The organism is Rhabdaerophilum calidifontis, assembly GCF_008641065.1.
Classification (GTDB): domain Bacteria; phylum Pseudomonadota; class Alphaproteobacteria; order Rhizobiales; family Beijerinckiaceae; genus Rhabdaerophilum; species Rhabdaerophilum calidifontis.
The window spans coordinates 99,693-124,799 of record NZ_VTRS01000005.1 but is presented as its reverse complement, the minus strand read 5'-3'; the positions used below and the strand labels follow the sequence as shown (position 1 = coordinate 124,799).

Sequence of the window (25,107 nt, the reverse complement as noted above, 5' to 3'; positions counted from 1 at the left end):
ATCGTCTCTCCTGGTCTCCGCGTTTAAGCGAGGATTGGCAAAAATCCCCGGCTTACTGCCGGAACGGGAAGTTGAACAATTTGAGGAGCGCGCGCGCTTCCTCGTCGGTCTTCGCGGACGTGCACACGATCACGTCCATGCCCCAGATCTGGTCGACCTTGTCGTAGTTGATCTCGGGGAAAATGATGTGCTCCTTGATGCCCATCGCATAATTGCCGCGTCCGTCGAAGGACTTGGCGTTGAGGCCGCGGAAATCGCGCACACGCGGCAGCGCGATCGTGATCAGCCGGTCGAGGAACTCGTACATCCGCGCCTGGCGCAGGGTGACCTTGCAGCCGATCGGCATGTTCTCGCGCACCTTGAACTGCGCGATCGCCTTGCGGGCACGGGTGATGACCGGCTTCTGGCCGGCGATCATCGCGAGATCCGCGGCCGCGACCGTCGCCTTCTTGGAATCGCCGGTCGATTCGCCGACGCCCATGTTCAGCACGATCTTCTCGATCCGCGGCACTTCGAGCGCGTTCTTGTAGCCGAACTGCTCGCGCATCTTCGGCACCACGACGTCGCGGTAATGCTTCTTGAGGCGGGGCTCGTAATTGGTGACGTCAAGCATCGATCAGGTCTCCCGAGCGCTTGGCGAAGCGGACCTTGCGGCCGTCATCGAGCGTCTTGAAGCCGACGCGGGTCGGCTTGCCGGTCTTGGGATCGGCCACCGCGAGGTTGGAGAGGTCGATCGTCCCCTCCTTCGCGATGATGCCGCCCTGCTGGTTCTGCGTCTGGCGCTGGTGCTTCTTCACCATCGCCACGCCGCGCACGACCGCACGCCCCTCGGTGGGACGCACCTCGAGCACCTCGCCCGTCTTGCCCTTGTCGCGGCCGGCGAGCACGACGACCTTGTCGCCCTTCTTGATCTTCGCGGCCATCACAGCACCTCCGGCGCGAGCGAAATGATCTTCATGTGCTGGCGTGCGCGCAATTCGCGCGGAACCGGCCCGAAGATGCGGGTCCCGATCGGCTCCTTCTGGTTGTTGATCAGCACCGCTGCGTTGCGGTCGAAGCGGATCACCGAACCGTCCGGGCGGCGGATATCCTTGGCCGTGCGCACGACGACCGCCTTCATGACGTCGCCCTTCTTCACGCGCCCCTTGGGGATCGCCTCCTTGATCGAGACGACGATGATGTCGCCCACACCGGCATATTTCCGCTTCGAGCCGCCGAGCACCTTGATGCACATGACGCGGCGCGCGCCGGAATTGTCGGCGACATCGAGATTGGTCTGCATCTGGATCATGGCCTGATCCTTCCTTTCCTTCAGATCGGTTTCCGGCCTGGCTCGCGCCGGGCCGGACTACGCCTGACGAGGGAGCGCCGAAGCGCCCCCTCCCCGCGGGCACCCTCGCGGGCCCCGTTCGTTGGTCATCGCTTGATGAGGCGAAGCGCGAGGCCATAAAGGCTTCACGCCCGCTTCACAAGCAGAAATCGTCCGCGCGTTACGCCTTCGCCTCGCGCGGCAGCACAACCCAGCGCTTGAGCTTCGAGATCGGCCGGGTCTCCTCGATGAAGACCTCCTCACCCGCCTTGCAGGCGTTCATCTCGTCATGCGCGTGGTAGTTCTTCGACCGGCGGACGGTCTTCTTCAGCAGCGGATGGGTGAAGCGGCGCTCCACCTTCACCACCACCGTCTTGTTCTGGACATCGCTGACGACGACGCCCTGGAGAATACGCTTCGGCATTGTCGTGTCCTCAAGCCTTGGCCGCTGCGGCGAGCTTCGTGCGCTGGATGGTCTTGACCCGCGCGATATCGCGGCGCACCTCGCGCACGCGCGAGACATTCTCGAGCTGCCCGGTGGCGCGCTGGAAGCGCAGGTTGAACTGCTCCTTCTTGAGCTTGAGAAGCTCGTCATGGAGTTGGTCGGCCGTCATCACCTTGAGGTCGGACAGACGCTGGTTGGACTTCATCGCTCCCTCCTCACTCGACGATGCGCTGGACGAAGCGCGTCTTCATCGGCAGCTTGGCGGCCGCGAGATCGAGCGCCTCGCGGGCAAGCCCGACATCGACGCCGCCGATCTCGAACATGATCCGGCCCGGCTTGATCTTCGCGACCCAGAGTTCCGGCGAACCCTTGCCCGAACCCATGCGGACTTCCGCCGGCTTCTTCGAGACCGGCACATCCGGAAACACGCGGATCCAGACGCGGCCGGCGCGCTTCATGTGGCGCGTCATCGCGCGGCGGGCCGCCTCGATCTGCCGCGCGGTGATGCGCTCAGGATCCATCGCCTTGAGGCCGAATTCGCCGAAGGCGAGCTCGAAGCCCCCCTTGGCCTCGCCCTTGACGCGCCCCTTGAACTGCTTGCGGAATTTCGTGCGCTTCGGTTGCAGCATCTCTCACCTACCTCACGCCGCTTCCGGCGCGCGACGGCCCTGCGAGCGCTGATCCTGGCTCTCGGCGCGCTTGTCCTGCGCCATCGGATCGTGCTCGAGGATCTCGCCCTTGAAAATCCAGACCTTGATGCCGCAGGTGCCGTAGGCGGTATGCGCGGTCGCAACACCGTAATCGACATCCGCGCGCAGCGTGTGCAGCGGCACCCGGCCCTCGCGATACCATTCGACGCGCGCGATCTCGGCACCGCCGAGCCGGCCCGCGCAGGTGATCTTGATCCCTTCCGCGCCGAGGCGCATCGCGGATTGCACGGCGCGCTTCATCGCGCGCCGGAACGCCACGCGGCGCTCGAGCTGCTGGGCGATCGAATCCGCGACGAGCGTCGCGTCGATCTCAGGCTTGCGCACCTCGACGATGTTGAGCGTCACGTCGCTCTTGGTCATAGCCGCGACCGACTTGCGGAGCTTGTCGATATCGGCACCCTTCTTGCCGATGACGACACCCGGACGCGCCGAATGGATCGTCACCCGGCACTTCTTGTGCGGGCGCTCAACGATGATCTTCGACACCGCCGCCTGCTTGAGGAGCTTCATCAGCGCCTCGCGGATCTTGAAATCCTCGTGCAGCAGCCCCGAATAATCCGCGGAATTCGCGAACCAGCGGCTGTCCCACGTGCGGTTGATGCCGAGGCGGAGACCGATCGGATTGACTTTCTGACCCATGGCTTACTCCTCCGCCTGCTGACGAACGACGATGGTGATGTTCGAGAACGGCTTCGTCACCCGCCCCGTGCGCCCGCGGCCATGGAACTGGATCCGCTTCATCACGATCGACTTGCCGACATAGGCCTGCGTCACCACGAGGTCGTCGATGTCGAGATCATGGTTGTTCTCGGCATTGGCGATCGCGCTTTCGAGGCATTTCCGCACGTCCTTGGCGATCCGCTTCTGGCTGAACTCCAGATCGGCGAGCGCCGTCGTGACCTTCTTGCCGCGGATGAGCTGCGCGACGAGGTTGAGCTTGCGCGGGCTGACGCGCAGATTGCGCGCGACCGCCTTGGCTTCCGTGTCGGCCTCACGCCGGACATTGGCAACCTGGCCCATGTTACTTCCTCTTCGCCTTCTTGTCGGCCGCATGCCCGTAATAGGTGCGGGTCGGCGCGAATTCGCCGAACTTCATGCCGACCATCTCCTCCGAGACCGCGACCGGGACATGCTTCTGGCCGTTATAGATGCCGAAGGTCAGACCCACGAATTGCGGAAGGATCGTGGAGCGCCGGCTCCAGATCTTGATCACGTCGTTGCGGCCCGAGGCGCGGGCGGCCTCTGCCTTCTTCAGAAGGTATCCGTCGACGAACGGACCTTTCCAAACCGAGCGTGGCATCAGCCTCTCCTTACTTCTTGCGCGCGTGGCGCGACGACACGATGAACCGGTCGGTGCGCTTGTTCGACCGGGTCTTCTTGCCCTTGGTCGGCTTGCCCCACGGGGTCACCGGATGGCGGCCGCCCGAGGTGCGGCCTTCGCCGCCGCCATGCGGGTGGTCGATCGGGTTCATGGCCACGCCGCGATTGTGCGGACGGAAGCCCTTCCAGCGGTTTCGGCCGGCCTTGCCGATCGAGACGTTCATGTGGTCCGGGTTCGACACCGCGCCGATCGTGGCGAAGCACTGCCCCGAGACGAGCCGCTGCTCGCCGGAATTGAGCCGCAGGATGACATAGCCCTGGTCGCGGCCGACGATCTGGGCATAGGTGCCGGCCGAGCGCGCGATCTGCCCGCCCTTGCCGATCTTCATCTCGACATTGTGGACGATCGTGCCGACCGGGATATTGGCGACGGGCATCGCGTTGCCCGGCTTGATGTCCACGCTCTCGCCGGCGATCACCGTGTCGCCCACGGCCAGACGCTGCGGCGCGAGGATGTAGCTCAGCGTGCCGTCCTGATAGGCGATGAGCGCGATGAAGGCCGAGCGGTTCGGATCGTATTCGAGCCGTTCCACCTTGGCCGCCATGCCGAGCTTCTCGCGCCGCTTGAAATCGACGATGCGATAGCTCTTCTTGTGGCCGCCGCCGCGGAACCGGACGGTGACCCGGCCGAGATTGTTGCGGCCGCCCTGGCTCGCCTTGCCCTCGGTCAGCGCCTTGACCGGCTTGCCCTTGTAAAGCTCCGACCGGTCCACCAGCGTGAGCTGGCGCATGCCGGGCGTGACGGGGTTGTAATGCTTCAGTGCCATTTCACCTCACTCCCGTCTCAGAGCCCGGTCGTCACGTCGATCGAATGGCCCTCGGCGAGGGTCACGATCGCTTTCTTGACGTCCGATTGCGTGCCGATCGTGCCGCGGAAGCGCTTCACCTTGCCCTTGCGGACGAGGGTGTTGACGCTCTCGACCTTCACGTCGAACAGCTTCTCGACCGCCGCCTTGATCTGCGGCTTCGTCGCGGTCTTGGCGACCTTGAAGACAACCTTGTTCTGCTCGGAGAGCGCGGTCGCCTTCTCGGTGATCACCGGCGAGCAGATGACGTCGAACAGCTTGGGATCGAGTGCCATGATCGCTCTCCTCAACCAGCGAAGCGCTGCGAGAGCGCCTCGAGCGCGGCCTGGGTCAGCACCAGCTTCTCCCGCCGCAGGATGTCGTAGACATTGATGCCCTGCACGGGCAGCACGTCGATGTCCGGGATGGCGCGCGAGGCCAGCAGGAAATTGTCCTGAAGCTCGGCGCCGCCGATGATCAGCGCGTTCTGAAGGCCGAGCTTGCCGAAGGTCTCTTTCAGCGCCTTGGTCTTCGGCGCGTCGATCTCGGCCTTGTCGAGAACCACGATCTGGCTCTCCTTGGCCTTGGCCGACAGCGCGTGCTTGAGCGCGAGCAGACGCACCTTCTTCGGCAGGTCATGCGCATGGGAGCGCGCGATCGGCCCGAAGGCGCGGCCACCGCCGCGGAATTGCGGTGCCTTGGCCGAACCGTGGCGGGCACGGCCGGTGCCCTTCTGCTTGAACATCTTCTTGGTCGTGCGGTTGATCGTCGAGCGCTCCTGCGCCTGATGCGTGCCGGCCTGGCGCTTGGCCAGCTGGTAGCGCACCATGCGATGCAGGATGTCGATACGCGGCTCGAGGCCGAAAACCTCGTCCGAAACCTCGACCGTGCCGGCGGACGCGCCGGCGAGCGTGGTGACCGAGAGCTTCATCGCGTCACGCCTCCGAATTCGCGGTTTCGGCCGAGGCCGGGGCGGCCTCGCCGGTTTCCGGCTGGGCCTGCGTCTCCTGAACGAGACGGAACTTGCCCGGCAGCGGGAGATCCTTCGGGGCCGGCTTCTTGATCGCGTCGCGGACCATGATCCAGCCGCCCTTGGTGCCCGGAACCGCGCCCTCGACGAGGATCAGCCCGCGCTCGACATCGGTGCGCACGACCTTGAGATTGAGCGTGGTGACGCGCTCGACGCCGAGATGGCCCGGCATCTTCTTGTTCTTGAAGGTCTTGCCGGGGTCCTGGCGGCCGCCCGTGGAACCAATGGAGCGATGCGAGATCGAGACGCCGTGCGAGGCGCGCAGACCGCCGAAATTCCAGCGCTTCATGCCGCCCGCATAGCCCTTGCCGGTCGTCGTGCCGGTGACATCGACGAACTGGCCGGGCAGGAAATGGTCCGCCGTGATCTCGGCGCCGACCGGGATCACGCCCTTCTCGTCGACGCGGAATTCCGCGAGCTTCATGCGCGGCTCGACCTGCGCGACGGCGAAGCGCGCGCGCTCGGCCTTCGAGACGTTCTTCGGCTTCGCCTTGCCCGCGCCGAGCTGAAGGGCGACATAGCCGTCCCGCTCCTTGGTGCGATGCGCCACGACCTGGCAGCCGTCGAGCTTGAGCACCGTCACCGGCACATGCTCGCCGCCTTCATTGAAGACCCGGGTCATCCCGATCTTCTGAGCGATTACCCCTGACCTCATGGGCTTTGGTCCTTATTCCAGAGGAGGTCCACAGAACCTGGGAAGCGCAACGCTTCTCAGAGACGGATTTCGACATCGACGCCGGCGGCGAGGTCGAGCTTCATCAGCGCGTCCACGGTCTGCGGCGTCGGGTCGACGATATCGAGCACGCGCTTGTGCGTGCGGATCTCGAACTGCTCGCGGCTCTTCTTGTCGACATGCGGCGAGCGGTTCACGGTGAACTTCTCGATCCGCGTCGGCAGCGGGATGGGTCCGCGCACCTGCGCGCCCGTGCGCTTCGCCGTCGAGACGATCTCGCGCGTCGACGTATCGAGGACGCGGTGATCGAAAGCCTTGAGGCGGATGCGGATGGTCTGTCCGTTCATCGCGTTTGTCCTTGGCTGGAGCGCCCTCGCGGGCCTCACGGAGGGTCACCCCTCCCGAACCTCAAAAACGAAAGGCGCACCGCCATGAGGCCGGCGGTGCGCCGTGGTTGGGTCAGGATATCAATCCTGGATCTGTGCGACGACGCCGGCGCCGACGGTGCGGCCGCCCTCGCGGATGGCGAAGCGCAGCTTCTCCTCCATCGCGATCGGCGTGATCAGCTCCACCTCGAAGCTGATATTGTCGCCCGGCATCACCATCTCCGTGCCCGCCGGAAGCGTCACGATCCCCGTCACGTCCGTCGTCCGGAAGTAGAATTGCGGCCGGTAATTCGCGAAGAACGGCGTGTGACGGCCACCCTCCTCCTTCGTCAGGATATAGGCCTCGGCCTTGAACTTCTTGTGCGGCTTCACCGAGCCCGGTTTGCACAGAACCTGACCGCGCTCCACGTCCTCGCGCTTCGTGCCGCGCAGCAGCGCGCCGATATTGTCCCCCGCCTGGCCCTGATCGAGCAGCTTGCGGAACATCTCGACGCCCGTCACCGTCGTCTTCTGCGTGTCGCGGATGCCGACGATCTCCACTTCCTCGCCAACCTTGATGATCCCACGCTCCACGCGCCCCGTCACAACCGTGCCGCGGCCCGAAATCGAGAACACGTCCTCGATCGGCATCAGGAAAGGCTGGTCGATCGGGCGCTCGGGCTGCGGGATATATTCGTCAACCGTCTTCATCAGCGCCAGGATCGCGTCGCGCCCGATCTCCGGGTTCCGGTCCTCCAGCGCGCAGAGCGCAGAGCCCTTCGTGATCGGGATGTCGTCGCCCGGGAAATCGTACTTCGACAGAAGCTCGCGAACCTCAAGCTCGACAAGCTCCAGAAGTTCCGCGTCGTCCACCATGTCGACCTTGTTCAGGAACACGACAAGCGCAGGAACGCCGACCTGACGCGCCAGAAGAATATGCTCCCGCGTCTGCGGCATCGGGCCGTCCGCCGCCGAAACAACAAGGATCGCGCCGTCCATCTGCGCCGCGCCCGTGATCATGTTCTTCACGTAATCCGCGTGCCCGGGGCAATCAACATGCGCGTAATGCCGGTTCGTCGTCTCGTATTCAACATGCGCCGTCGAGATCGTGATCCCGCGCGCCTTCTCCTCCGGAGCCTTGTCGATCTGGTCATACGCCGTGAACGTCGCCCCGCCCGTCTCCGCGAGAACCTTCGTGATCGCAGCCGTCAGAGACGTCTTCCCATGGTCAACGTGACCAATCGTCCCGATGTTGCAATGCGGCTTCGTCCGCGAAAACTTTTCCTTGGCCATGGATCGGCACTCCTATGATCGCGCTTATTCCGGCGCTGAACCTGTTGAACTTAGGCGTATTTGGCGATGACTTCTTCGGCGACATTGCGCGGAACCTCCGCGTAATGGTCGAAGACCATCGAGAACGAGGCACGGCCCTGGCTGAAGGAACGCAGCGCGTTGACATAGCCGAACATGTTGGCGAGCGGCACCATGGCGTTGACGACATTGGCGTTGCCGCGCATGTCCTGGCCCTGGATCTGGCCGCGCCGCGAGTTGAGATCGCCGATCACCGAACCGGTGAAATCCTCCGGCGTCACGACCTCGACCTTCATGATCGGCTCGAGCAGCACCGCGCCGGCCTTCTGGAAGGCCTCGCGAAGGCCCTGGCGGGCCGCGATCTCGAACGCGATCGCCGAGGAATCGACCTCGTGATACGCGCCATCGATCAGGCTCACCTTGACATCGACCACCGGGAAGCCCGCAAGCGGACCGGACCCGATGACGCTCTCGAGACCCTTCTCGACGCCGGGGATGTATTCCTTCGGAACCGCGCCGCCGATGATCTTCGATTCGAACGTGAAGCCCGCGTTCTTCTCGTTCGGCTCGAGCACGAACTTGATGCGCGCGAACTGACCCGAGCCGCCCGTCTGCTTCTTGTGGGTATAATCATGCTCGACCGCGCGCGTGATCGTCTCGCGATAGGCGACCTGCGGCGCGCCGACATTGACCTCGACCTTGTGGGTCCGCTTCAGGATGTCGACCTTGATGTCGAGATGGAGTTCACCCATCCCCTTGATGATCGTCTGGCCCGATTCCTGATCGGTCGAGACGCGGAAGGACGGATCCTCCGCCGCGAGCTTGCCGAGCGCGATCGCCATCTTCTCCTGATCGCCCTTCGATTTCGGCTCGATGGCCATCTCGATCACGGGCTCCGGGAATTCCATGCGTTCGAGGATCACCTGCTTGTTGGGATCGCAGAGCGTGTCGCCGGTGCGGCTGTCCTTGAGGCCGATCACGGCGATGATGTCGCCGGCATAGGCCTCCTTAATCTCTTCGCGGTTGTTGGCGTGCATCAGCAGCATGCGGCCGATGCGCTCGCGCTTCTCGCGCGTCGAATTGGCGAGGGTCACGCCCGATTCGAGCTTGCCCGAATAGATGCGGCAGAAGGTGAGCACGCCGTAGGGATCATCCATGATCTTGAAGGCGAGCATGGAAAGCGGCTCGTCATCCGACGATTTGCGCTCGATCTCGGCACCGGTATCGACATCGATGCCCTTGATCGCCGGGCGATCGAGCGGCGAGGGCAGGAAATCGACGACCGCGTCGAGCAGCGTCTGAACGCCCTTGTTCTTGAAGGCCGAGCCGCAGAGCACGGGATAGAACGCGCCCTTGAGCACCGCGGTGCGGATGCAGCGACGCAGCGTCTCCTCGTCCGGCTCCCGGCCTTCGAGATAGGCCTCCATCGCCGCATCGTCCATCTCGACCGCGGCCTCGACCATCGCCTCGCGATATTCCTTGGCCTTCTCGACGAGATCAGCCGGAATATCGATGTCGCGATAGGAGGCGCCGAGGCTGTCATCGTCCCAGACGACGCCCTTCATGCGGATGAGATCGACGATGCCCTTGAAGTCGCTCTCCGAGCCGATCGGCAGCTGGATCGCAACCGGCCGGGCACCGAGGCGCGTCTTGATGTCCGAGAGGCAGCGGTAGAAATCCGCGCCGACCTTGTCCATCTTGTTCGCGAACACGATGCGGGGAACGTTGTACTTGTCGCCCTGCCGCCAGACCGTCTCGGTCTGCGGCTCGACGCCCTGGTTGGAATCGAGCACGCAGACGGCGCCGTCGAGAACGCGGAGCGAACGCTCCACCTCGATGGTAAAATCGACATGGCCGGGGGTGTCGATGATGTTCAGGCGCTTCTTCTTGCCGTCGCGGCCCTGCCAGAAGGCGGTCGTCGCGGCCGACGTGATCGTGATGCCGCGCTCCTGCTCCTGCTCCATGAAATCCATGGTCGCGGCGCCTTCGTGCACCTCGCCGATCTTGTGGCTCTTGCCGGTATAATACAGGATGCGCTCGGTCGTCGTCGTCTTGCCGGCATCAATATGGGCCATGATGCCGAAATTACGGTAATCCTCGAGCGGATATTGGCGGGCCATGATCGGTTCCTCGTCCTTCAGGAGCGGGGCTTCGGTTACCAGCGATAATGCGAGAAGGCGCGGTTGGCTTCCGCCATCCGGTGCGTCTCCTCGCGCTTCTTGACCGCGTTGCCGCGATTGTTTGCAGCGTCGATCAACTCGGCCGAGAGACGCTCGACCATCGTCTTGTCGTTGCGCGCGCGCGCGGCATTGATGATCCAGCGGATCGCCAGTGCCTGGCGGCGCTCGGCGCGAACCTCGACCGGAACCTGGTAGGTGGCGCCGCCGACGCGGCGGGAGCGCACCTCGACCGCCGGCGCGACATTGTCGAGCGCCTGCTTGAACAGCGGCAGCGGCTCGGACTTCGCGCGGGTCTCGATCAGGTCGAAGGCGCCGTAGACGATCTTCTCGGCAACCGACTTCTTGCCCTCATACATGACGGCGTTCATGAACTTCGTCAGGACCACGTCCCCGAACTTCGGATCCGGGATGATTTCGCGCTTCTCGGCAGCGTGACGGCGGGACATCTCGAAAACCTCTTACTTCGGACGCTTGGCGCCGTATTTCGACCGGCGCTGCTTGCGGTTCTTGACGCCTTGCGTGTCGAGCACGCCGCGCAGGATGTGATAGCGGACACCCGGAAGGTCCTTCACGCGGCCGCCGCGGATCATCACCACGGAATGCTCCTGAAGGTTGTGACCCTCGCCGGGGATATAGCCGATGACCTCGAAGCCGTTGACCAGGCGCACCTTCGCGACCTTGCGAAGCGCCGAGTTCGGCTTCTTCGGGGTCGTGGTGTAGACGCGCGTGCAGACACCGCGCTTCTGCGGGGAAGCCTCGAGCGCGGGAACCTTGTTCCGGCTCTTGACGGCTTCCCGGGGCTTCCGGATCAGCTGGCTAATGGTCGGCATTCGATGCCCTTCTCTTCCATTCCCTGCGCCCGTTGCCGGGCACGCTCGCGGCCCTTGCGGGCCTTCACGCCGACGGTCGGAGCCGGCAGCGCAAAAACGCGCCTTTTGGGCCAAACCGAAGGAGGCCCATAAGGCGCCTAATCCAGAGGATCACGCGAAGCGGGTCACGCTTCCCGAGATCATGACCGGCCCGGTCGGACCCGAGGGCCTGACCGATGACTTTCCAGGTCGCTAGAAAGGCAGCGTTTGATCCGGTTGGTTCCGCGAATGCCTCGCGAAGCATGCACGGATCACGGCCTGCCGAGTGGCGTGCTTCTGACTCGGCCTGCCCCGAAAGTCAACCGGAAATTCCCGCTATTTCCGCCGCCGGGGCCATGCGCATGCCGGAAACCCGCCATGCGCATGGCACTATTCCGCCGCCGCGCCAAGCGCACGGATCCGACCCAGCCAATCCTGCCGGAAGGCCGCCCCCTTCTCCACCGGGCCGATCAGACTCGAGCGCACCGGCGCCATGCCCGCGAAACGCAGGACATTGCGCTCGAGGCTCCGGAGCGAATGCGCGAGGAAATAGAAGCGATAGACCAAAGCCGGCATGCCCATCGTCACGATGAGGCGCGCCGATTTGCCCTTCAGCCCCTGCCGCCAGCGGCCTTCGGGACCGAGCGCCATCACGAACCCGTTGGCGCTCACCTGTTCGAAGAAGGATTTCAGCAGCGCCGGCATGTCGCCGAGCCAGAGCGGATAGACGATCACGAGATGGTCGGCCCGCGCGATCGCCTCCTGAGCGTGCCGGATATCGGCGTTTGCCGCCGGCAGCTTCCACGAATCGGCAGAGCGGAGATAGGGCAGATCCATCGCCGCGATGTCGAGAACCGTCACCGCATGGCCGGCGGCCTCGGCGCCCTCCCGATAGGCGGTCACCAGCGCGTCGCAGAAATGCCCCGGCGCCGGATCCGGATGCCCGCGCACGATCAGGATCTTCCGCGCCATCGGCCCCTCCCCTTTCCGCGAACCGGCGCGACCCTAGCGCGGCGCGGCGCGGCGGAGTTTGCGCCAGATCACGCCGCACGGAAAAACCGCCGCGGACGGACGATCAGGGCCGCCAAACGAAGAGGGCGGGGTCTCCCCCGCCCTGTTTTCTGCGTGCCCGGCAGGATCATTCCGCCGCCGGCAGGCTCTGCACCGCGTTGGCGGCATCGCGCGCCTCGGTCTCCTGCTGCGCGACGATGAGATCGTCGCGCCGCATGGCGACCTCGCGGATGCGATTCATCATCGCGCCGGTGCCGGCCGGGATCAGCCGGCCGACGATGACGTTCTCCTTGAGCCCGTCGAGCGTGTCGATCTTGCCGTTGACCGCGGCCTCCGTGAGCACGCGCGTCGTCTCCTGGAACGAGGCGGCCGAGATGAAGGACCGCGTCTGGAGCGAGGCCTTGGTGATGCCGAGCAGCACCGGCACGCCCTGCGCGGGTTTCTTGCCCTGCTCGACGAGGTTCGCGTTGATTTCGTCGAACTCCACCTTGTCGATCTGCTCCTGCGCCAGAAGATCGCTCTCGCCGGGATCGGTGATCTCGATCTTCTGGAGCATCTGGCGGACGATCACCTCGATATGCTTGTCGTTGATGTTCACGCCCTGGAGGCGATAGACCTCCTGGATCTCGTTGACGAGGAACGCCGCCAGCTCCTCGACGCCCTTGACGGCGAGGATATCGTGCGGGGCCGGCGGCCCTTCGAGGATGAAGTCGCCCTTCTCGATCCGGTCGCCGTCCTGAAGGTGGATATGCTTGCCCTTCGGGATCAGATACTCGATCGGCTCCAGGCTCTCGTCGTCCGGGACGATGGTGATGCGCCGCTTGTTCTTGTAATCGCGGCCGAACTGGATCGTGCCGGAGGTCTCGGCGATGATCGCCGCCTCCTTCGGGCGCCGCGCCTCGAACAATTCCGCCACCCGCGGCAGACCGCCGGTGATGTCGCGGGTCTTGGCGCTCTCAGTCGGGATACGGGCGATGACATCGCCCGCCTTGACCTTGGCGTTCGGATCGGTCGCGATGATCGCGTCCACCGGGAGCAGGTATTTCGCCTCGCCGCCGCGCGGCAGCTTGGCGACCTTGCCGTTGGCGTCGAGGATCGTGAGCGCAGGCTTGAGATCCGAGGTGCGGGCGGAGCCGCGCCAATCGGTGACGACACGCTTGGCGATGCCGGTTGATTCGTCGACCGATTCCGACATCGAGGCGCCCTCGACGAGATCGTCGAAGCGGACGACGCCGTCGGCCTCGGTCAGGATCGGGCGGGTATAGGGGTCCCACTCGACGATGCGCTGGCCGCGTTTGACCTGGTCGCCATCATCGACCTTGAGCTTCGCGCCATACTGGATGCGATGCGTGGCGCGCTCCTTGCCGTCCGGCCCGAGGATGGCGATGACGACGTTGCGACCCGTGGCCACGAGTTCGCCTTCCGAGTTCCGCGCCACGGCGCGGTTGCGGATCTCGACCTTGCCCTCGAAATTCGAATCCAGCGACGATTGCTCGTTGAACTGCGCCGCACCGCCGATATGGAACGTGCGCATCGTGAGCTGCGTGCCCGGTTCGCCGATCGATTGCGCCGCGATGACGCCGACCGCCTCGCCCATGTTGACCGGCGTGCCGCGCGCGAGATCGCGCCCGTAGCAGGTCGCGCACACGCCGCGCTTGGTCTCGCAGGTCAGCACCGAGCGGATCTTGACCTCCTGGATGCCGGCGGCCTGGATCGCCGCGACATCCTTCTCGTCGAGCAGACGGCCGCGAGGCGCGATGACCGAGCCCGAGACCGGATCGACCACGTCCTCCGCTGTGGTGCGGCCGAGAATGCGCACCGCGAGGCTCGCCACCACATTGCCGGCATCGATGATCGCCCGCATCTTGATGCCGTTCTCCGAGCCGCAATCGACCTCGGAGATGATCGAATCCTGCGCCACATCGACGAGGCGGCGGGTGAGATAGCCCGAATTCGCCGTCTTGAGCGCGGTATCGGCAAGGCCCTTGCGCGCGCCGTGCGTCGAGTTGAAATACTCGAGAACGGTCAGCCCCTCCTTGAAGTTGGAGATGATCGGGCTCTCGATGATCTCGCCCGAGGGCTTGGCCATCAGTCCGCGCATCGCGGCGAGCTGCTTCATCTGCGTCGGCGAACCGCGGGCGCCGGAATGGCTCATCATGTAGATCGAGTTCACCGGCTTGTCGCGGCCATTCTCGTCCTTCTGGACCGAGGAGATGCGCGCCATCATCTCGGCGGCGAGGCGATCCGAGCACTTGGCCCAGGCATCGACGACCTTGTTGTATTTCTCACCCTGGGTGATGAGACCATCCTGGTATTGCTGCTCGTAATCCTTGGTGAGCACGCGGGTCTCGTCGACGATCTTCCACTTGTTGTCGGGGATCAGCATGTCGTCCTTGCCGAACGAGATCCCGGCCTTGTAGGCGTGGTAGAACCCGGTCGCCATGATGCGGTCGCAGAAGATCACCGCCTCCTTCTGGCCGCAAGAACGGTAGACCGCGTCGATCATCGCCGAGATGTCCTTCTTCGTCATGAGCTTGTTCACGACGTCGAAGGTCACGAGCGGGTGCTTCGGCAGGTGCTGCGAGAGGATCACGCGGCCGGCCGAGGTCTCGTAGATCTTGCGGATCGGCTTGCCGTCCTGGCCGATGCCCTCCCAGCGATACCGGATCTTGGAATGCAGCGTGATCACCTTGGCGGCGAGCGCGTGCTCGATCTCGGAAAGGTTGGAGAAGGCCATGCCCTGGCCGGGCTCGCCATCCGCCATGATGGAGAGGTAATAGAGGCCGAGCACGATATCCTGGCTCGGCACGATGATCGGCTGGCCGTTTGCCGGATGCAGGATGTTGTTGGTCGACATCATCAGGACGCGCGCCTCGAGCTGCGCCTCAAGGCTCAGCGGCACGTGCACGGCCATCTGGTCGCCGTCGAAATCGGCGTTGAACGCCGTGCAGACCAGCGGATGGAGCTGGATCGCCTTGCCCTCGACCAGAACCGGCTCGAAGGCCTGGATGCCGAGCCTGTGCAAGGTCGGCGCGCGGTTCAGCATCACCGGGTGTTCGCGAATCACCTCGTCGAGAATGTCCCAGACTTCCGGACGCTCCTTCTCGACGAGCTTCTTGGCCTGCTTCACCGTCGCCGAGAAGCCCTTGGCGTCGAGCTTGGAATAGATGAAGGGCTTGAACAGTTCGAGCGCCATCTTCTTCGGCAGACCGCATTGATGGAGCTTGAGTTCCGGGCCGACGGTGATGACCGAGCGGCCGGAATAATCGACGCGCTTGCCGAGCAGGTTCTGGCGGAAGCGGCCCTGCTTGCCCTTGAGCATGTCCGCGAGCGATTTCAGCGGCCGCTTGTTCGCGCCGGTGATGACGCGGCCGCGACGGCCGTTGTCAAACAGCGCGTCCACCGCCTCCTGGAGCATGCGCTTCTCGTTGCGGATGATGATGTCCGGCGCGCGCAATTCGATCAGCCGCTTGAGGCGGTTGTTGCGGTTGATGACGCGGCGGTAGAGATCGTTGAGATCCGATGTCGCGAAGCGGCCGCCATCGAGCGGCACCAGCGGGCGCAGGTCCGGCGGGATGACCGGCACCACCGTGAGGATCATCCATTCCGGCCGGTTGCCGGATTCCATGAACGCCTCGATGATCTTGAGCCGCTTGGCGAGCTTCTTCTTCTTGAGGTCGGAATCGGTGGCCGCAATCTCCTCGCGCAGATCCCCGGCGAGTTTCGGCAGATCCATGGATTTCAGGATCTCGCGGATCGCCTCGGCGCCGATCATGGCGGTGAAGCTGTCCTGCCCGTATTCATCCTGCGCGCGGAGGTAATCCTCCTCCGAAAGCAGCGAATATTGCTTCAGCGGGGTGAGCCCCGGCTCAATGACGATGTAGCTCTCGAAATAGAGGACGCGCTCGATATCCTTGAGCGTGAAATCGAGCAGCATGCCGATGCGGCTCGGCAGCGATTTCAGGAACCAGATATGGGCGACCGGCGCGGCCAATTCGATATGGCCCATGCGCTCGCGTCGCACGCGGCTGAGCGTGACCTCGACGCCGCATTTCTCGCAGATGACGCCCTTGTACTTCATGCGCTTGTACTTGCCGCACAAGCATTCGTAATCCTTGATCGGCCCGAAGATGCGGGCGCAGAACAGCCCGTCCCGCTCCGGCTTGAAGGTGCGGTAGTTGATCGTCTCGGGCTTCTTGATCTCGCCGTAGGACCAGGACAGGATCTTCTCCGGCGAGGCGATCGAGATCCGGATGTGGTCGAACATCACGGGTGCCGCCTGCGGGTTGAAGATGTTCATGACGTCTTGCTTCATCGCCGTCTCCTGAAGGATGCCGGAGCCTTGGCCCGCCGGCGCATCCCGTCCGAAATCATCTCACACATGTCGTCACGCGGCCGGGCGGCGCTTCGCGCGCCCCGGCCGGAAGGGGGGTGCCCCCCTCCCCGTTCGGTTATTCCGCGGCCTCGGCCGGCGGCAATTGCGCATCCGCATGCGGCTTGTTCGTCTGGAGGTCGACATTGAGGCCGAGCGAACGCATCTCCTTGACGAGCACGTTGAAGCTCTCCGGAATGCCGGCCTCGAAATTGTCCTCGCCGCGCACGATCGATTCGTAGACCTTGGTGCGGCCGGCGACGTCGTCGGACTTCACCGTCAGCATCTCCTGCAGCGTGTAGGCGGCACCATAGGCCTCGAGCGCCCAGACCTCCATCTCGCCGAAGCGCTGGCCGCCGAACTGCGCCTTGCCGCCGAGCGGCTGCTGCGTGACGAGGCTGTAGGGGCCGATCGACCGGGCATGGATCTTGTCGTCCACGAGATGGTGGAGCTTGAGCATGTAGATATAGCCCACCGTCACCTTGCGGTCGAAGGCATCGCCCGTCTTGCCGTCATAGAGCGTCACCTGCCCCGAGGTATCGAGGCCGGCCTTCTCGAGGAAATGCTCGATATCGCTTTCCTTCGCGCCGTCGAAGACCGGGGTGGCAATCGGCACGCCGCGCTTGAGGTTCTTCGCCATCGAGGCGAGATCCTCGTCCTTCAGTGCGGCAATGGTGTCGTCCGCGCCGTAGATCTCCGCCATCTTGGCGCGCAGGCCCTTGGCATCGCCCTGCTTGTAATAGGCATCGACCGCCGCCGCGACCTGCCGGCCGAGGCCGGCGCAGGCCCAGCCGAGATGCGTCTCGAGGATCTGCCCGACATTCATGCGGCTCGGCACGCCGAGCGGGTTGAGCACGATATCGACCGGCGTGCCGTCCGCCAGGAACGGCATGTCCTCGACCGGGACGATCTTGGAGACGACGCCCTTGTTGCCGTGGCGGCCAGCCATCTTGTCGCCGGGCTGGATCTTGCGCTTCACCGCGATGAAGACCTTGACCATCTTCATCACGCCGGGCGGCAATTCGTCGCCGCGCTGGAGCTTCTCGACCTTGTCGAGGAAGCGGCTTTCAAGCCCCTTCTTCGATTCGTCGTATTGCTTGCGCATCGCCTCGATCTCGCCCATCAGGCGGTCGTCGTCGATTGCGAACAGCCACCATTGCGAGCGCGAGAACCCGTCGAGCGTATCGCGGGTGATCTCGGTATCCTTCTTGAAGCCTTTGGGCCCGGCAATGCCGAGCCGGCCGACCAGCACATTGGCGAGGCGGCCATAGGTATTGCGGTCGAGGATCGCGAGTTCGTCGTCGCGGTCCTTGGCGAGCCGCTCGATCTCCTCGCGCTCGATCGCCTGGGCGCGCTCGTCCTTGTCGACGCCGTGGCGGTTGAAGACGCGCACCTCGACGATGGTGCCCTGCACGCCTGGCGGCACCCGCAGCGAGGTGTCGCGGACATCGGAGGCCTTCTCGCCGAAGATCGCCCGCAGGAGCTTCTCCTCCGGCGTCATCGGGCTCTCGCCCTTGGGCGTGATCTTGCCGACGAGGATATCCCCCGCCTGCACCTCGGCGCCGATATAGACGATGCCGGCCTCGTCGAGATTCTTGAGCGCCTCTTCCGAGACATTCGGGATGTCGCGGGTGATCTCCTCCGGCCCGAGCTTGGTGTCGCGCGCCGAGACCTCGAATTCCTCGATATGGATCGAGGTGAAGATGTCCTCCTTCACGATATTCTCGCTCAGAAGGATCGAATCCTCGAAATTGTAGCCGTTCCACGGCATGAACGCGACGAGCACGTTGCGGCCGAGCGCGAGATCGCCGAGATCGGTCGAGGGACCGTCGGCGATGATGTCGCCCTTGGTCACCACGTCGCCCGCCTGCACCAGCGGCCGCTGGTTGATGCAGGTCGACTGGTTGGAGCGCTGGAACTTCATCAGCCGGTAGATGTCGACGCCCGGCTTGGTCGGGTCGGTCTCCTCGGTGGCGCGGATGACGATACGGGTGGCGTCGACCTGGTCGACGATGCCCGAGCGCCGCGCGGCGATCGCCGCGCCGGAATCACGCGCGACCACGCTCTCCATGCCCGTGCCCACGAAGGGCGCGTCGGCGCGCACCAGCGGCACCGCCTGGCGCTGCATGTTCGAGCCCATCAGCGCGCGGTTCGCGTCGTCGTTCTCGAGGAACGGGATCAACGCCGCCGCGACCGAGACGAGCTGCTTCGGAGAGACGTCCATCAGGTCGATCTTCTCGACCGGCACGGTGATGACATCGCCGGCATGGCGCGCGACGATCAGGTCGTCGGTGAGCCGGCGCTCGGCATCGACCGGGACATTGGCCTGCGCGACATAATGCTTCTGCTCTTCCATCGCCGAGAGATAGACGACCTCGTCGGTCACCTTCCCGTCCACGACTTTGCGGAACGGGCTCTCGATGAAGCCGTATTTGTTCACGCGCGCAAAGGTGGCGAGCGAGTTGATCAGGCCGATATTCGGGCCTTCCGGCGTCTCGATCGGGCAGATGCGGCCGTAATGCGTCGGGTGCACGTCGCGCACCTCGAAGCCGGCGCGCTCGCGGGTGAGACCGCCCGGGCCGAGCGCCGAGAGGCGGCGCTTGTGGGTGATCTCGGAAAGCGGGTTCGTCTGGTCCATGAACTGGCTGAGCTGCGAGGAGCCGAAGAACTCGCGCACCGCCGCCGCCGCCGGCTTGGCGTTGATCAGGTCCTGCGGCATCACCGTATCGATATCGACCGAGCTCATGCGCTCCTTGATCGCACGCTCCATGCGCAGGAGGCCGAGACGATACTGGTTTTCCATCAGCTCGCCGACCGAGCGGACGCGGCGATTGCCGAGATGGTCGATATCGTCGACCTCGCCGCGCCCGTCGCGCAGCTCGACCAGCGCCTTGACGACCGCCAGGATGTCCTCCTTGCGCAGCGTGCGCTGGGTGTCCGGCGCGTCGAGATCGAGACGCATGTTCATCTTCACCCGGCCGACCGCCGAGAGATCGTAGCGCTCGGCGTCGAAGAAGAGGTCCTGGAACATCTTCTCGGCGGTCTCGATCGTCGGCGGCTCGCCGGGCCGCATCACGCGGTAGATGTCGAACAAGGCCTCCTCGCGGGAGGAATTCTTGTCCACATGCAGCGAATTGCGGATATAGGGCCCGATATTGACGTGATCGATGTCGAGCAGCGGCAATTCGACGATGCCGGCCTCGTCGAACAGCTTCAGCAGCTTCTCGGAGATCTCCTCGCCCGCTTCGGCATAGATCTCGCCGGTCTGCGGGTTGACGAGATCCTCCGCGATATACTGGCCCGCGAGATCCTCGTCGGTCGCGCGCAGGAACTTGAGCCCCTTCTCGGCGAGGAGCCGGGCCGAGCGCGCGGTCATCTTGCGGCCGGCCTCGATCACCACCTCGCCGGTCTCGGCGTCGATGTAGTCGGCCGCCGCCTTGAGCCCCTTGAACCGTTCCGGCTCGTAAGGCATCCGCCAGCCGGCGCCGTCGCGCACATAGAGCACGGTCTTGTAGAAGGTCGCGAGGATCTCCTCGGCATCCATGCCGAGCGCGAACAGCAGCGAGGTCACCGGGATCTTGCGCCGCCGGTCGATGCGCGCATGCACGATGTCCTTGGCGTCGAATTCGATGTCGAGCCACGAGCCGCGATAGGGGATGATGCGCGCCGCGAACAGCAGCTTGCCCGAGGAATGGCTCTTGCCCTTGTCATGGTCGAAGAACACGCCCGGCGAGCGGTGCATTTGGCTGACGATGACGCGCTCGGTGCCGTTGACGATGAAGGTGCCGTTCATCGTCATCAGCGGCATGTCGCCCATATAGACGTCCTGCTCCTTGATGTCCTTCACGGAGCGGGCACCGGTATCCTGGTCGACATCGAACACGATCAGCCGCAGCGTCACCTTGAGGGGCGCGGCGAAGGTCATGCCGCGCTGGCGGCATTCGTCGACGTCGTATTTCGGCGGCTCGAACGTGTATTTGACGAATTCGAGCAGCGAGGCGCCGGAGAAATCGGAAATCGGGAAGACCGACTTGAACACGGATTGCAGCCCCTCGTCGGGGCGGCCGCCCTTCGGCTCGTCAACCATCAGGAACTGGTCGTAGGACGCCTTCTGAACCTCGATGAGGTTCGGCATCTCGGTCGCCTCCCTGATCTTGCCGAAGAATTTCCGGAGCCGCTTGCGCCCGATCAGGGTCCTGGATTGTCCCGACTGAGCCAAGGAAGTGGTTCCGGTGAGCGCGTTCGCCATCTCGATCCCCGTAAAGCCTAGTTCCGATCCTGCCCGACCAGGTGTCCGGCCCGGCCGCGGAGGGCACCGCCCCCCTTAGAAACCAAAAGGCCCGCGCGGGAATGGCCCCGCGCGGGTCGTCGTCAGGTGCTGCCCCGGAGGGCGGACCTCACTTGAGCTCGACCTTGGCGCCGGCCGCCTCGAGCTGCTTCTTGATCTTCTCGGCCTCGTCCTTGCTGACGCCTTCCTTGACAGGCTTCGGCGCGCCTTCGACGAGATCCTTCGCTTCCTTGAGGCCGAGGCCGGTGATCGCGCGGACCTCCTTGATGACCTCGATCTTCTTGTCGCCCGCCGCCGCGAGAACGACCGTGAATTCGGTCTTCTCCTCGACCGGCGCGGCGGCGGCACCACCGCCGGCAGCACCCGGGACAGCCGCGACCGCCACGGCGGCGGCGGCGGAAACGCCCCACTTCTCCTCGAGGAGCTTCGCGAGCTCGGCGGCCTCGAGAACGGTCAGGTTCGACAATTCGTCGACGAGTTTGGTCAGATCGGCCATGTCACTATTTCCTTGGTATCAGGTTCGTTTTCGGATCGGGGCCGCTCGGCGGGATGTCGGCTTTCCGGCCCGCCCAGCCCCTCTTTCGGGTTGCGTCTCAGGCTGCTTCGTCTCGCTTGGCATAGGCCCCGAACACGCGCGCGAGCTTGGCCGCAGGCGCATTCGCGAGCTGCGCGACCTTGGTCGCCGGGGCCACGAGGAGGCCCACGAGCTTGCCGCGCAGTTCATCGAGCGACGGCATGGTGGCGAGCGCCTTCACACCATTCGCATCAAGGGCCGTCCTGCCCATCGCACCGCCGAGGATCACGAGCTTGTCGTGACCCTTGGCGAAATCGACGGCGACCTTCGGGGCCGCGACCGGATCCTGCGAATAGGCCAGGATGGTCGGACCCTTCATGAGGCCGGCGATGGACTGGACGTCCGTGCCATCGAGCGCGATCTTCACGAGGCGGTTCTTCGCGACCTTCACCGTGGCGCCCGCTGCCTTCATCTCCTTGCGGAGCTTCTGCATCTGGGCCACCGTCAGGCCGGAATAATGCGCGACGACGACGACGCCGGCCTTCTGGAAGACCGCGTTCAGCGTCGAGACGAGCTCTTCTTTTCCAGCTCTATCCACGTGCTCTCTCCGGATGGACGTTCGGCGGAGCCGCCCGTCCTTCACTAGCGCTCTGCCGCTCCGGCGGCGGCGCATCGTGGATGCGCTGCCGAAGGAACGACGGTTCAGACGGGTTTCCCCGCCTTTCGACCGGCAGGGCGGTTGCCCGCCCGACGGTCCGCCTGTCCCCCTGGAGCGCCGCGGACGACCCGCATGACCCAAGGCCGAGAAAACGAACCAGGCCGCGCCCGCGCATGGCGGAACCCGGCATGAATCCCCTTCCCCATCTATGCAGGCTTTCCGGCCGGGATCGGCTTCCCGACTGGCCGCCCCCGGCGAACCGGCGGCGGAGGATTAAGCCGGCGACAGAAAAGCCGGGCCCGATCGCGGAAGGCGACACGGAATTCCGAATTTTCTGACGACCCTTGCACCTGCAGTCTCGGACAGGATTGACTGATCCCGGCTTTGCGCGACCTTGCGCAAGATGCTGCCGGCCGCCCGCGACCCGGACCAGTTCGCCGCCACAAGGACGGCGACAAAGACGCATCGCGAATTTCGCGGCGCGCCTCCGCAAGCTGTGGTCAATATCCCCTCCCCGACCGATGCGCAAGGGGGGACTTGACAAAATCGCGAAGCGTGATCCGCCTCAGGCCGGCGCGCGCTGCAGCGCAGGCGCCGGTTCGGCGCGCCGGCCGGTGCCCTGCATGAAGGGCCGCTCGATGTAACGGTAGCCGAGCCGGGCGAGCGCGATCGTCGCGACTAGCAGCGTGAGGATCGCAACCGCGTCCGCCAGCCCGGAACCGAGCGTGAAGACGCGCTCGTTGCCGGCGCCGGTGGCGGTCAGCGGCAGGCGTAGCACCTTTTCCGCGAAGACCAGCGCCAGGCGGACCGCGTAATAGAGCAGCGCATGGACGAGATAGATCGAATAGGACCAGCGCCCGAGCGCCTGCACCGGCGCGCTTTCGAGAAGCCGCGTCACGAAGCCGCGCCCTTCCGCAAAGACCAGGATGACCATCGCGAAGACCGGCGGCGCCATCAGCGAGGTCCAGTTCATGCCGGTCGAGCTCAGGAAGGCGATGATGAGGACGATCGCCGCCAGTTCGGTTCCGGCGCCGGCGCCGATCTCGAATCGTTCGGAGCGCGCGAGCCGATAGGTCGCAGCGCCGAGAAAGAAGCCGTAGATCGCGCGGGGCAAGCCGAAATCATGCGTCGCGAACAGCCAGATCGGCGACAGCAGCGCGAGCCCCGCCGCGCCGAGCAGCGCGATCGCCAGGAAGATGCGGGCATCCGGCCGGCGAAAGGCGAGCATCGCCCCCGCAAACAGGAGATAGGTCCAGAATTCGACCGAGATCGACCAGGCCGGCCCGTTCCAGGTGGTGGTGCCGTGCAGGTTCAGCGCCTGCGCCATCACGATGTTGGAGAGCAGCGCCTCCCAGGAACGGGAGCCGGTGAAGGGGGCGTCCTCGAGCGGCAGCGCCACCACCAGCCCGGCGCCAGCCTTGGCGAGTTCGATGGCGAGGAAGGCGAGCAGGATCGCGAAATGCAGCGGCCAGATCCGCCAGAACCGGCGCAGCGCGAAATCCCGCACCGCGCCGGGCCGCGTCAGCCGCGCCCCCCAGGCATGGCAGATCACGAAACCCGACAGCACGAAGAAGAAATCGACGAAGAGTTCGAAATTCTTCCAGCCCGCCAGCGCGCGCAGGCCATGCGCGAACGGCGCGTGGTAGAACGCGATCGCCAGGGCCGCGATGCCGCGCCAGCCGTCCAGCGCCTCGAAACGATCCGTCCGCATGTCTCACTCCGGCACAAAACCCGTCAGAACCGGAGAGGCAGCAAGCGCCGCGCCAGAAACCGCCCTGGCTGCGCGCGAGGCGCCAACGAAAAACCCCGCGCTGCCGCGCGGGGCCTGATCTCCCGAAGGAATCGCGCGTAATCCGCCCGATCCCGCCCGGAAGGGCGGGACCGGGAGCAGGCAGCCGTTCAGGCCGCGCCGCCGCCCACCACCGAGGCGATTTCCACCTTCACGCCCGGCCCCATCGACGAGGAGATCGCGATGCGCTGGATGTAGGTGCCCTTGGCCCCCGTCGGCTTGGCCTTGGCGACCGCATCCGCGAAGGCACGGATGTTCTCGATCAGCTTGGTCTCGTCGAACGAGGCCTTGCCGACGCCGCCATGGACGATGCCGGCCTTCTCGACGCGGAACTCGACCGCGCCGCCCTTCGACGCCTTGACGGCGCCGGCGACATCCATCGTCACGGTGCCGACACGCGGGTTCGGCATCAGGCCGCGCGGACCGAGCACCTTGCCGAGCCGGCCGACGAGGCCCATCATGTCCGGCGTCGCGATGCAGCGGTCGAAATTGATCACGCCGCCATTGATCTGCTCGACGAGATCCTCCGCGCCGACGATATCCGCGCCGGCGGCCTTGGCCTCCTCGGCCTTCGCGCCCTTGGCGAAGACCGCGACGCGGACCGTGCGGCCCGAGCCGTTCGGCAGATTGCAGACGCCGCGCACCATCTGGTCGGCATGGCGCGGATCGACGCCGAGATTCATCGCGATCTCGATCGTCTCGTCGAATTTCGCCGTGGCGCGCTCCTTCACGAGCTTCACCGCCTCGCCGAGCGGGTAGAGCTTCGTGCGCTCGATCCCCTCGCGCGTGGCCCGCACGCGCTTCGGCAGCTTGAGTTCGGCCTTGGTTGCCTGCTTCGCCATGACGTTACCCCACAACCTCGAGGCCCATCGCGCGGGCCGAACCACGGATCTGCTCGACGGCCGCCTCGATCGTGTCGCAGTTCATGTCGACGATCTTCTTCTCGGCGATTTCCTTGAGCTGCGCTTCCGTCACCTTGCCGACGAACGCGCCCTTGCCCGGCGTCTTGGAGCCGGAGGCCGGCTTCTTGCCGAGCTTGAGGCCGGCCGCCTTCTTGAGGAAGAAGGTCACCGGCGGCTGCTTCATCTCGAAGGTGAAGGAGCGGTCGGCATAGGCCGTGATGACGACGGGGATGGGCATCCCCTTCTCCATCTGCTGGGTCTTGGCGTTGAACGCCTTGCAGAATTCCATGATGTTGAGGCCGCGCTGACCGAGCGCGGGACCGACGGGCGGCGCGGGCTTCGCGTCCCCGGCCGGAATCTGCAGCTTGATGAAGCCGATGATTTTCTTGGCCATCTCTCTCTCCAAAAGCCATATGGCCCCATGCCGGCATCGCTGCCGCCATCAGGCCCTTCCGGCTCGTTGCTGGACCGTGGTGGGGCTTTGCGTCCCGCCCTGCGAGCACAGGGCGAAAACCGCCTTCCACGGGTTTGATCGCC

26 protein-coding genes are annotated in these 25,107 nt (G+C 65.0%); all 26 read right to left on the bottom strand.

Going from position 1 to position 25,107, the window contains the following annotated elements:
- Window positions 1-52: 52 nt before the first annotated feature.
- The 26 genes from rplE to rplK all read right to left on the bottom strand — a co-directional run bounded on the left by rplE (window position 53) and on the right by rplK (window position 24,964).
- Window positions 53-613, bottom strand: a complete 561-nt coding sequence (gene rplE / locus FWJ24_RS09935; protein ID WP_150287671.1) for a 50S ribosomal protein L5 — start codon at window positions 611-613, stop codon at window positions 53-55.
- A complete protein-coding gene (gene rplX, locus FWJ24_RS09930) occupies window positions 606-923 on the bottom strand; it encodes a 50S ribosomal protein L24 (protein WP_150287670.1) in 318 nt (105 codons plus the stop codon). Before rplX ends, rplE begins: the two co-directional genes overlap by 8 nt.
- Window positions 923-1,291 carry a 50S ribosomal protein L14 gene (rplN, locus tag FWJ24_RS09925; RefSeq protein ID WP_150287669.1) on the bottom strand — a complete coding sequence of 123 codons (369 nt, stop codon included), beginning with the start codon at window positions 1,289-1,291 and terminating at the stop codon, window positions 923-925. Before rplN ends, rplX begins: the two co-directional genes overlap by 1 nt.
- A gap of 199 nt (window positions 1,292-1,490) precedes the next feature.
- Entirely contained in the window at window positions 1,491-1,733 is a 243-nt protein-coding gene (gene rpsQ / locus FWJ24_RS09920) for a 30S ribosomal protein S17 (protein ID WP_150287668.1), read from the bottom strand.
- 10 nt (window positions 1,734-1,743) lie between these two features.
- The gene (gene rpmC / locus FWJ24_RS09915; RefSeq protein ID WP_150287667.1) at window positions 1,744-1,959 is read right to left on the bottom strand and encodes a 50S ribosomal protein L29; all 216 of its coding nucleotides are present in this window, start codon (window positions 1,957-1,959) and stop codon (window positions 1,744-1,746) included.
- Window positions 1,960-1,969: 10 nt separating this feature from the next.
- Window positions 1,970-2,383 (bottom strand): 50S ribosomal protein L16, encoded by a 414-nt coding sequence (rplP, locus tag FWJ24_RS09910; RefSeq protein WP_150287666.1) that lies wholly within the window; start codon window positions 2,381-2,383, stop codon window positions 1,970-1,972.
- Between the two features lie 12 nt (window positions 2,384-2,395).
- Entirely contained in the window at window positions 2,396-3,103 is a 708-nt protein-coding gene (gene rpsC, locus FWJ24_RS09905; RefSeq protein WP_150287665.1) for a 30S ribosomal protein S3, read from the bottom strand.
- 3 nt (window positions 3,104-3,106) lie between these two features.
- On the bottom strand, window positions 3,107-3,484 hold the full coding sequence (gene rplV, locus FWJ24_RS09900) for a 50S ribosomal protein L22 (RefSeq protein WP_150287664.1): 378 nt from the start codon (window positions 3,482-3,484) through the stop codon (window positions 3,107-3,109).
- A 1-nt stretch (window position 3,485) separates the two neighbouring features.
- On the bottom strand, window positions 3,486-3,764 hold the full coding sequence (gene rpsS, locus FWJ24_RS09895; RefSeq protein WP_150287663.1) for a 30S ribosomal protein S19: 279 nt from the start codon (window positions 3,762-3,764) through the stop codon (window positions 3,486-3,488).
- A gap of 10 nt (window positions 3,765-3,774) precedes the next feature.
- The gene (gene rplB, locus FWJ24_RS09890) at window positions 3,775-4,611 is read right to left on the bottom strand and encodes a 50S ribosomal protein L2 (protein ID WP_150287662.1); all 837 of its coding nucleotides are present in this window, start codon (window positions 4,609-4,611) and stop codon (window positions 3,775-3,777) included.
- Window positions 4,612-4,628: 17 nt separating this feature from the next.
- On the bottom strand, window positions 4,629-4,925 hold the full coding sequence (locus FWJ24_RS09885) for a 50S ribosomal protein L23 (RefSeq protein WP_150287661.1): 297 nt from the start codon (window positions 4,923-4,925) through the stop codon (window positions 4,629-4,631).
- A gap of 11 nt (window positions 4,926-4,936) precedes the next feature.
- Entirely contained in the window at window positions 4,937-5,560 is a 624-nt protein-coding gene (gene rplD / locus FWJ24_RS09880; RefSeq protein WP_150287660.1) for a 50S ribosomal protein L4, read from the bottom strand.
- A 4-nt stretch (window positions 5,561-5,564) separates the two neighbouring features.
- A complete protein-coding gene (gene rplC, locus FWJ24_RS09875) occupies window positions 5,565-6,314 on the bottom strand; it encodes a 50S ribosomal protein L3 (RefSeq protein WP_150287659.1) in 750 nt (249 codons plus the stop codon).
- Between the two features lie 56 nt (window positions 6,315-6,370).
- Complete coding sequence (gene rpsJ, locus FWJ24_RS09870; RefSeq protein ID WP_150287658.1) at window positions 6,371-6,679, bottom strand: 30S ribosomal protein S10; 309 nt, start codon at window positions 6,677-6,679, stop codon at window positions 6,371-6,373.
- 120 nt (window positions 6,680-6,799) lie between these two features.
- A complete protein-coding gene (gene tuf, locus FWJ24_RS09865; RefSeq protein ID WP_150287639.1) occupies window positions 6,800-7,990 on the bottom strand; it encodes an elongation factor Tu in 1,191 nt (396 codons plus the stop codon).
- Window positions 7,991-8,040: 50 nt separating this feature from the next.
- A complete protein-coding gene (gene fusA / locus FWJ24_RS09860) occupies window positions 8,041-10,128 on the bottom strand; it encodes an elongation factor G (protein ID WP_150287657.1) in 2,088 nt (695 codons plus the stop codon).
- Window positions 10,129-10,163: 35 nt separating this feature from the next.
- The gene (rpsG, locus tag FWJ24_RS09855) at window positions 10,164-10,634 is read right to left on the bottom strand and encodes a 30S ribosomal protein S7 (RefSeq protein ID WP_150287656.1); all 471 of its coding nucleotides are present in this window, start codon (window positions 10,632-10,634) and stop codon (window positions 10,164-10,166) included.
- Window positions 10,635-10,646: 12 nt separating this feature from the next.
- On the bottom strand, window positions 10,647-11,018 hold the full coding sequence (gene rpsL, locus FWJ24_RS09850; RefSeq protein ID WP_150287655.1) for a 30S ribosomal protein S12: 372 nt from the start codon (window positions 11,016-11,018) through the stop codon (window positions 10,647-10,649).
- A gap of 408 nt (window positions 11,019-11,426) precedes the next feature.
- Entirely contained in the window at window positions 11,427-12,008 is a 582-nt protein-coding gene (locus tag FWJ24_RS09845; protein WP_150287654.1) for an NAD(P)H-dependent oxidoreductase, read from the bottom strand.
- 166 nt (window positions 12,009-12,174) lie between these two features.
- Entirely contained in the window at window positions 12,175-16,362 is a 4,188-nt protein-coding gene (gene rpoC, locus FWJ24_RS09840) for a DNA-directed RNA polymerase subunit beta' (RefSeq protein ID WP_150287653.1), read from the bottom strand.
- 136 nt (window positions 16,363-16,498) lie between these two features.
- Window positions 16,499-20,668 carry a DNA-directed RNA polymerase subunit beta gene (rpoB, locus tag FWJ24_RS09835; protein WP_150287652.1) on the bottom strand — a complete coding sequence of 1,390 codons (4,170 nt, stop codon included), beginning with the start codon at window positions 20,666-20,668 and terminating at the stop codon, window positions 16,499-16,501.
- A 148-nt stretch (window positions 20,669-20,816) separates the two neighbouring features.
- Window positions 20,817-21,203, bottom strand: coding sequence for a 50S ribosomal protein L7/L12 (gene rplL / locus FWJ24_RS09830; protein ID WP_150287651.1), 387 nt, complete (start codon window positions 21,201-21,203; stop codon window positions 20,817-20,819).
- 97 nt (window positions 21,204-21,300) lie between these two features.
- Window positions 21,301-21,819, bottom strand: a complete 519-nt coding sequence (gene rplJ / locus FWJ24_RS09825; RefSeq protein ID WP_150287650.1) for a 50S ribosomal protein L10 — start codon at window positions 21,817-21,819, stop codon at window positions 21,301-21,303.
- A gap of 625 nt (window positions 21,820-22,444) precedes the next feature.
- Window positions 22,445-23,590 carry an acyltransferase family protein gene (locus tag FWJ24_RS09820; RefSeq protein WP_150287649.1) on the bottom strand — a complete coding sequence of 382 codons (1,146 nt, stop codon included), beginning with the start codon at window positions 23,588-23,590 and terminating at the stop codon, window positions 22,445-22,447.
- A 188-nt stretch (window positions 23,591-23,778) separates the two neighbouring features.
- Window positions 23,779-24,510, bottom strand: a complete 732-nt coding sequence (rplA, locus tag FWJ24_RS09815; protein WP_150287648.1) for a 50S ribosomal protein L1 — start codon at window positions 24,508-24,510, stop codon at window positions 23,779-23,781.
- Window positions 24,511-24,514: 4 nt separating this feature from the next.
- The gene (rplK, locus tag FWJ24_RS09810) at window positions 24,515-24,964 is read right to left on the bottom strand and encodes a 50S ribosomal protein L11 (protein ID WP_150287647.1); all 450 of its coding nucleotides are present in this window, start codon (window positions 24,962-24,964) and stop codon (window positions 24,515-24,517) included.
- Window positions 24,965-25,107 lie beyond the last annotated feature (143 nt).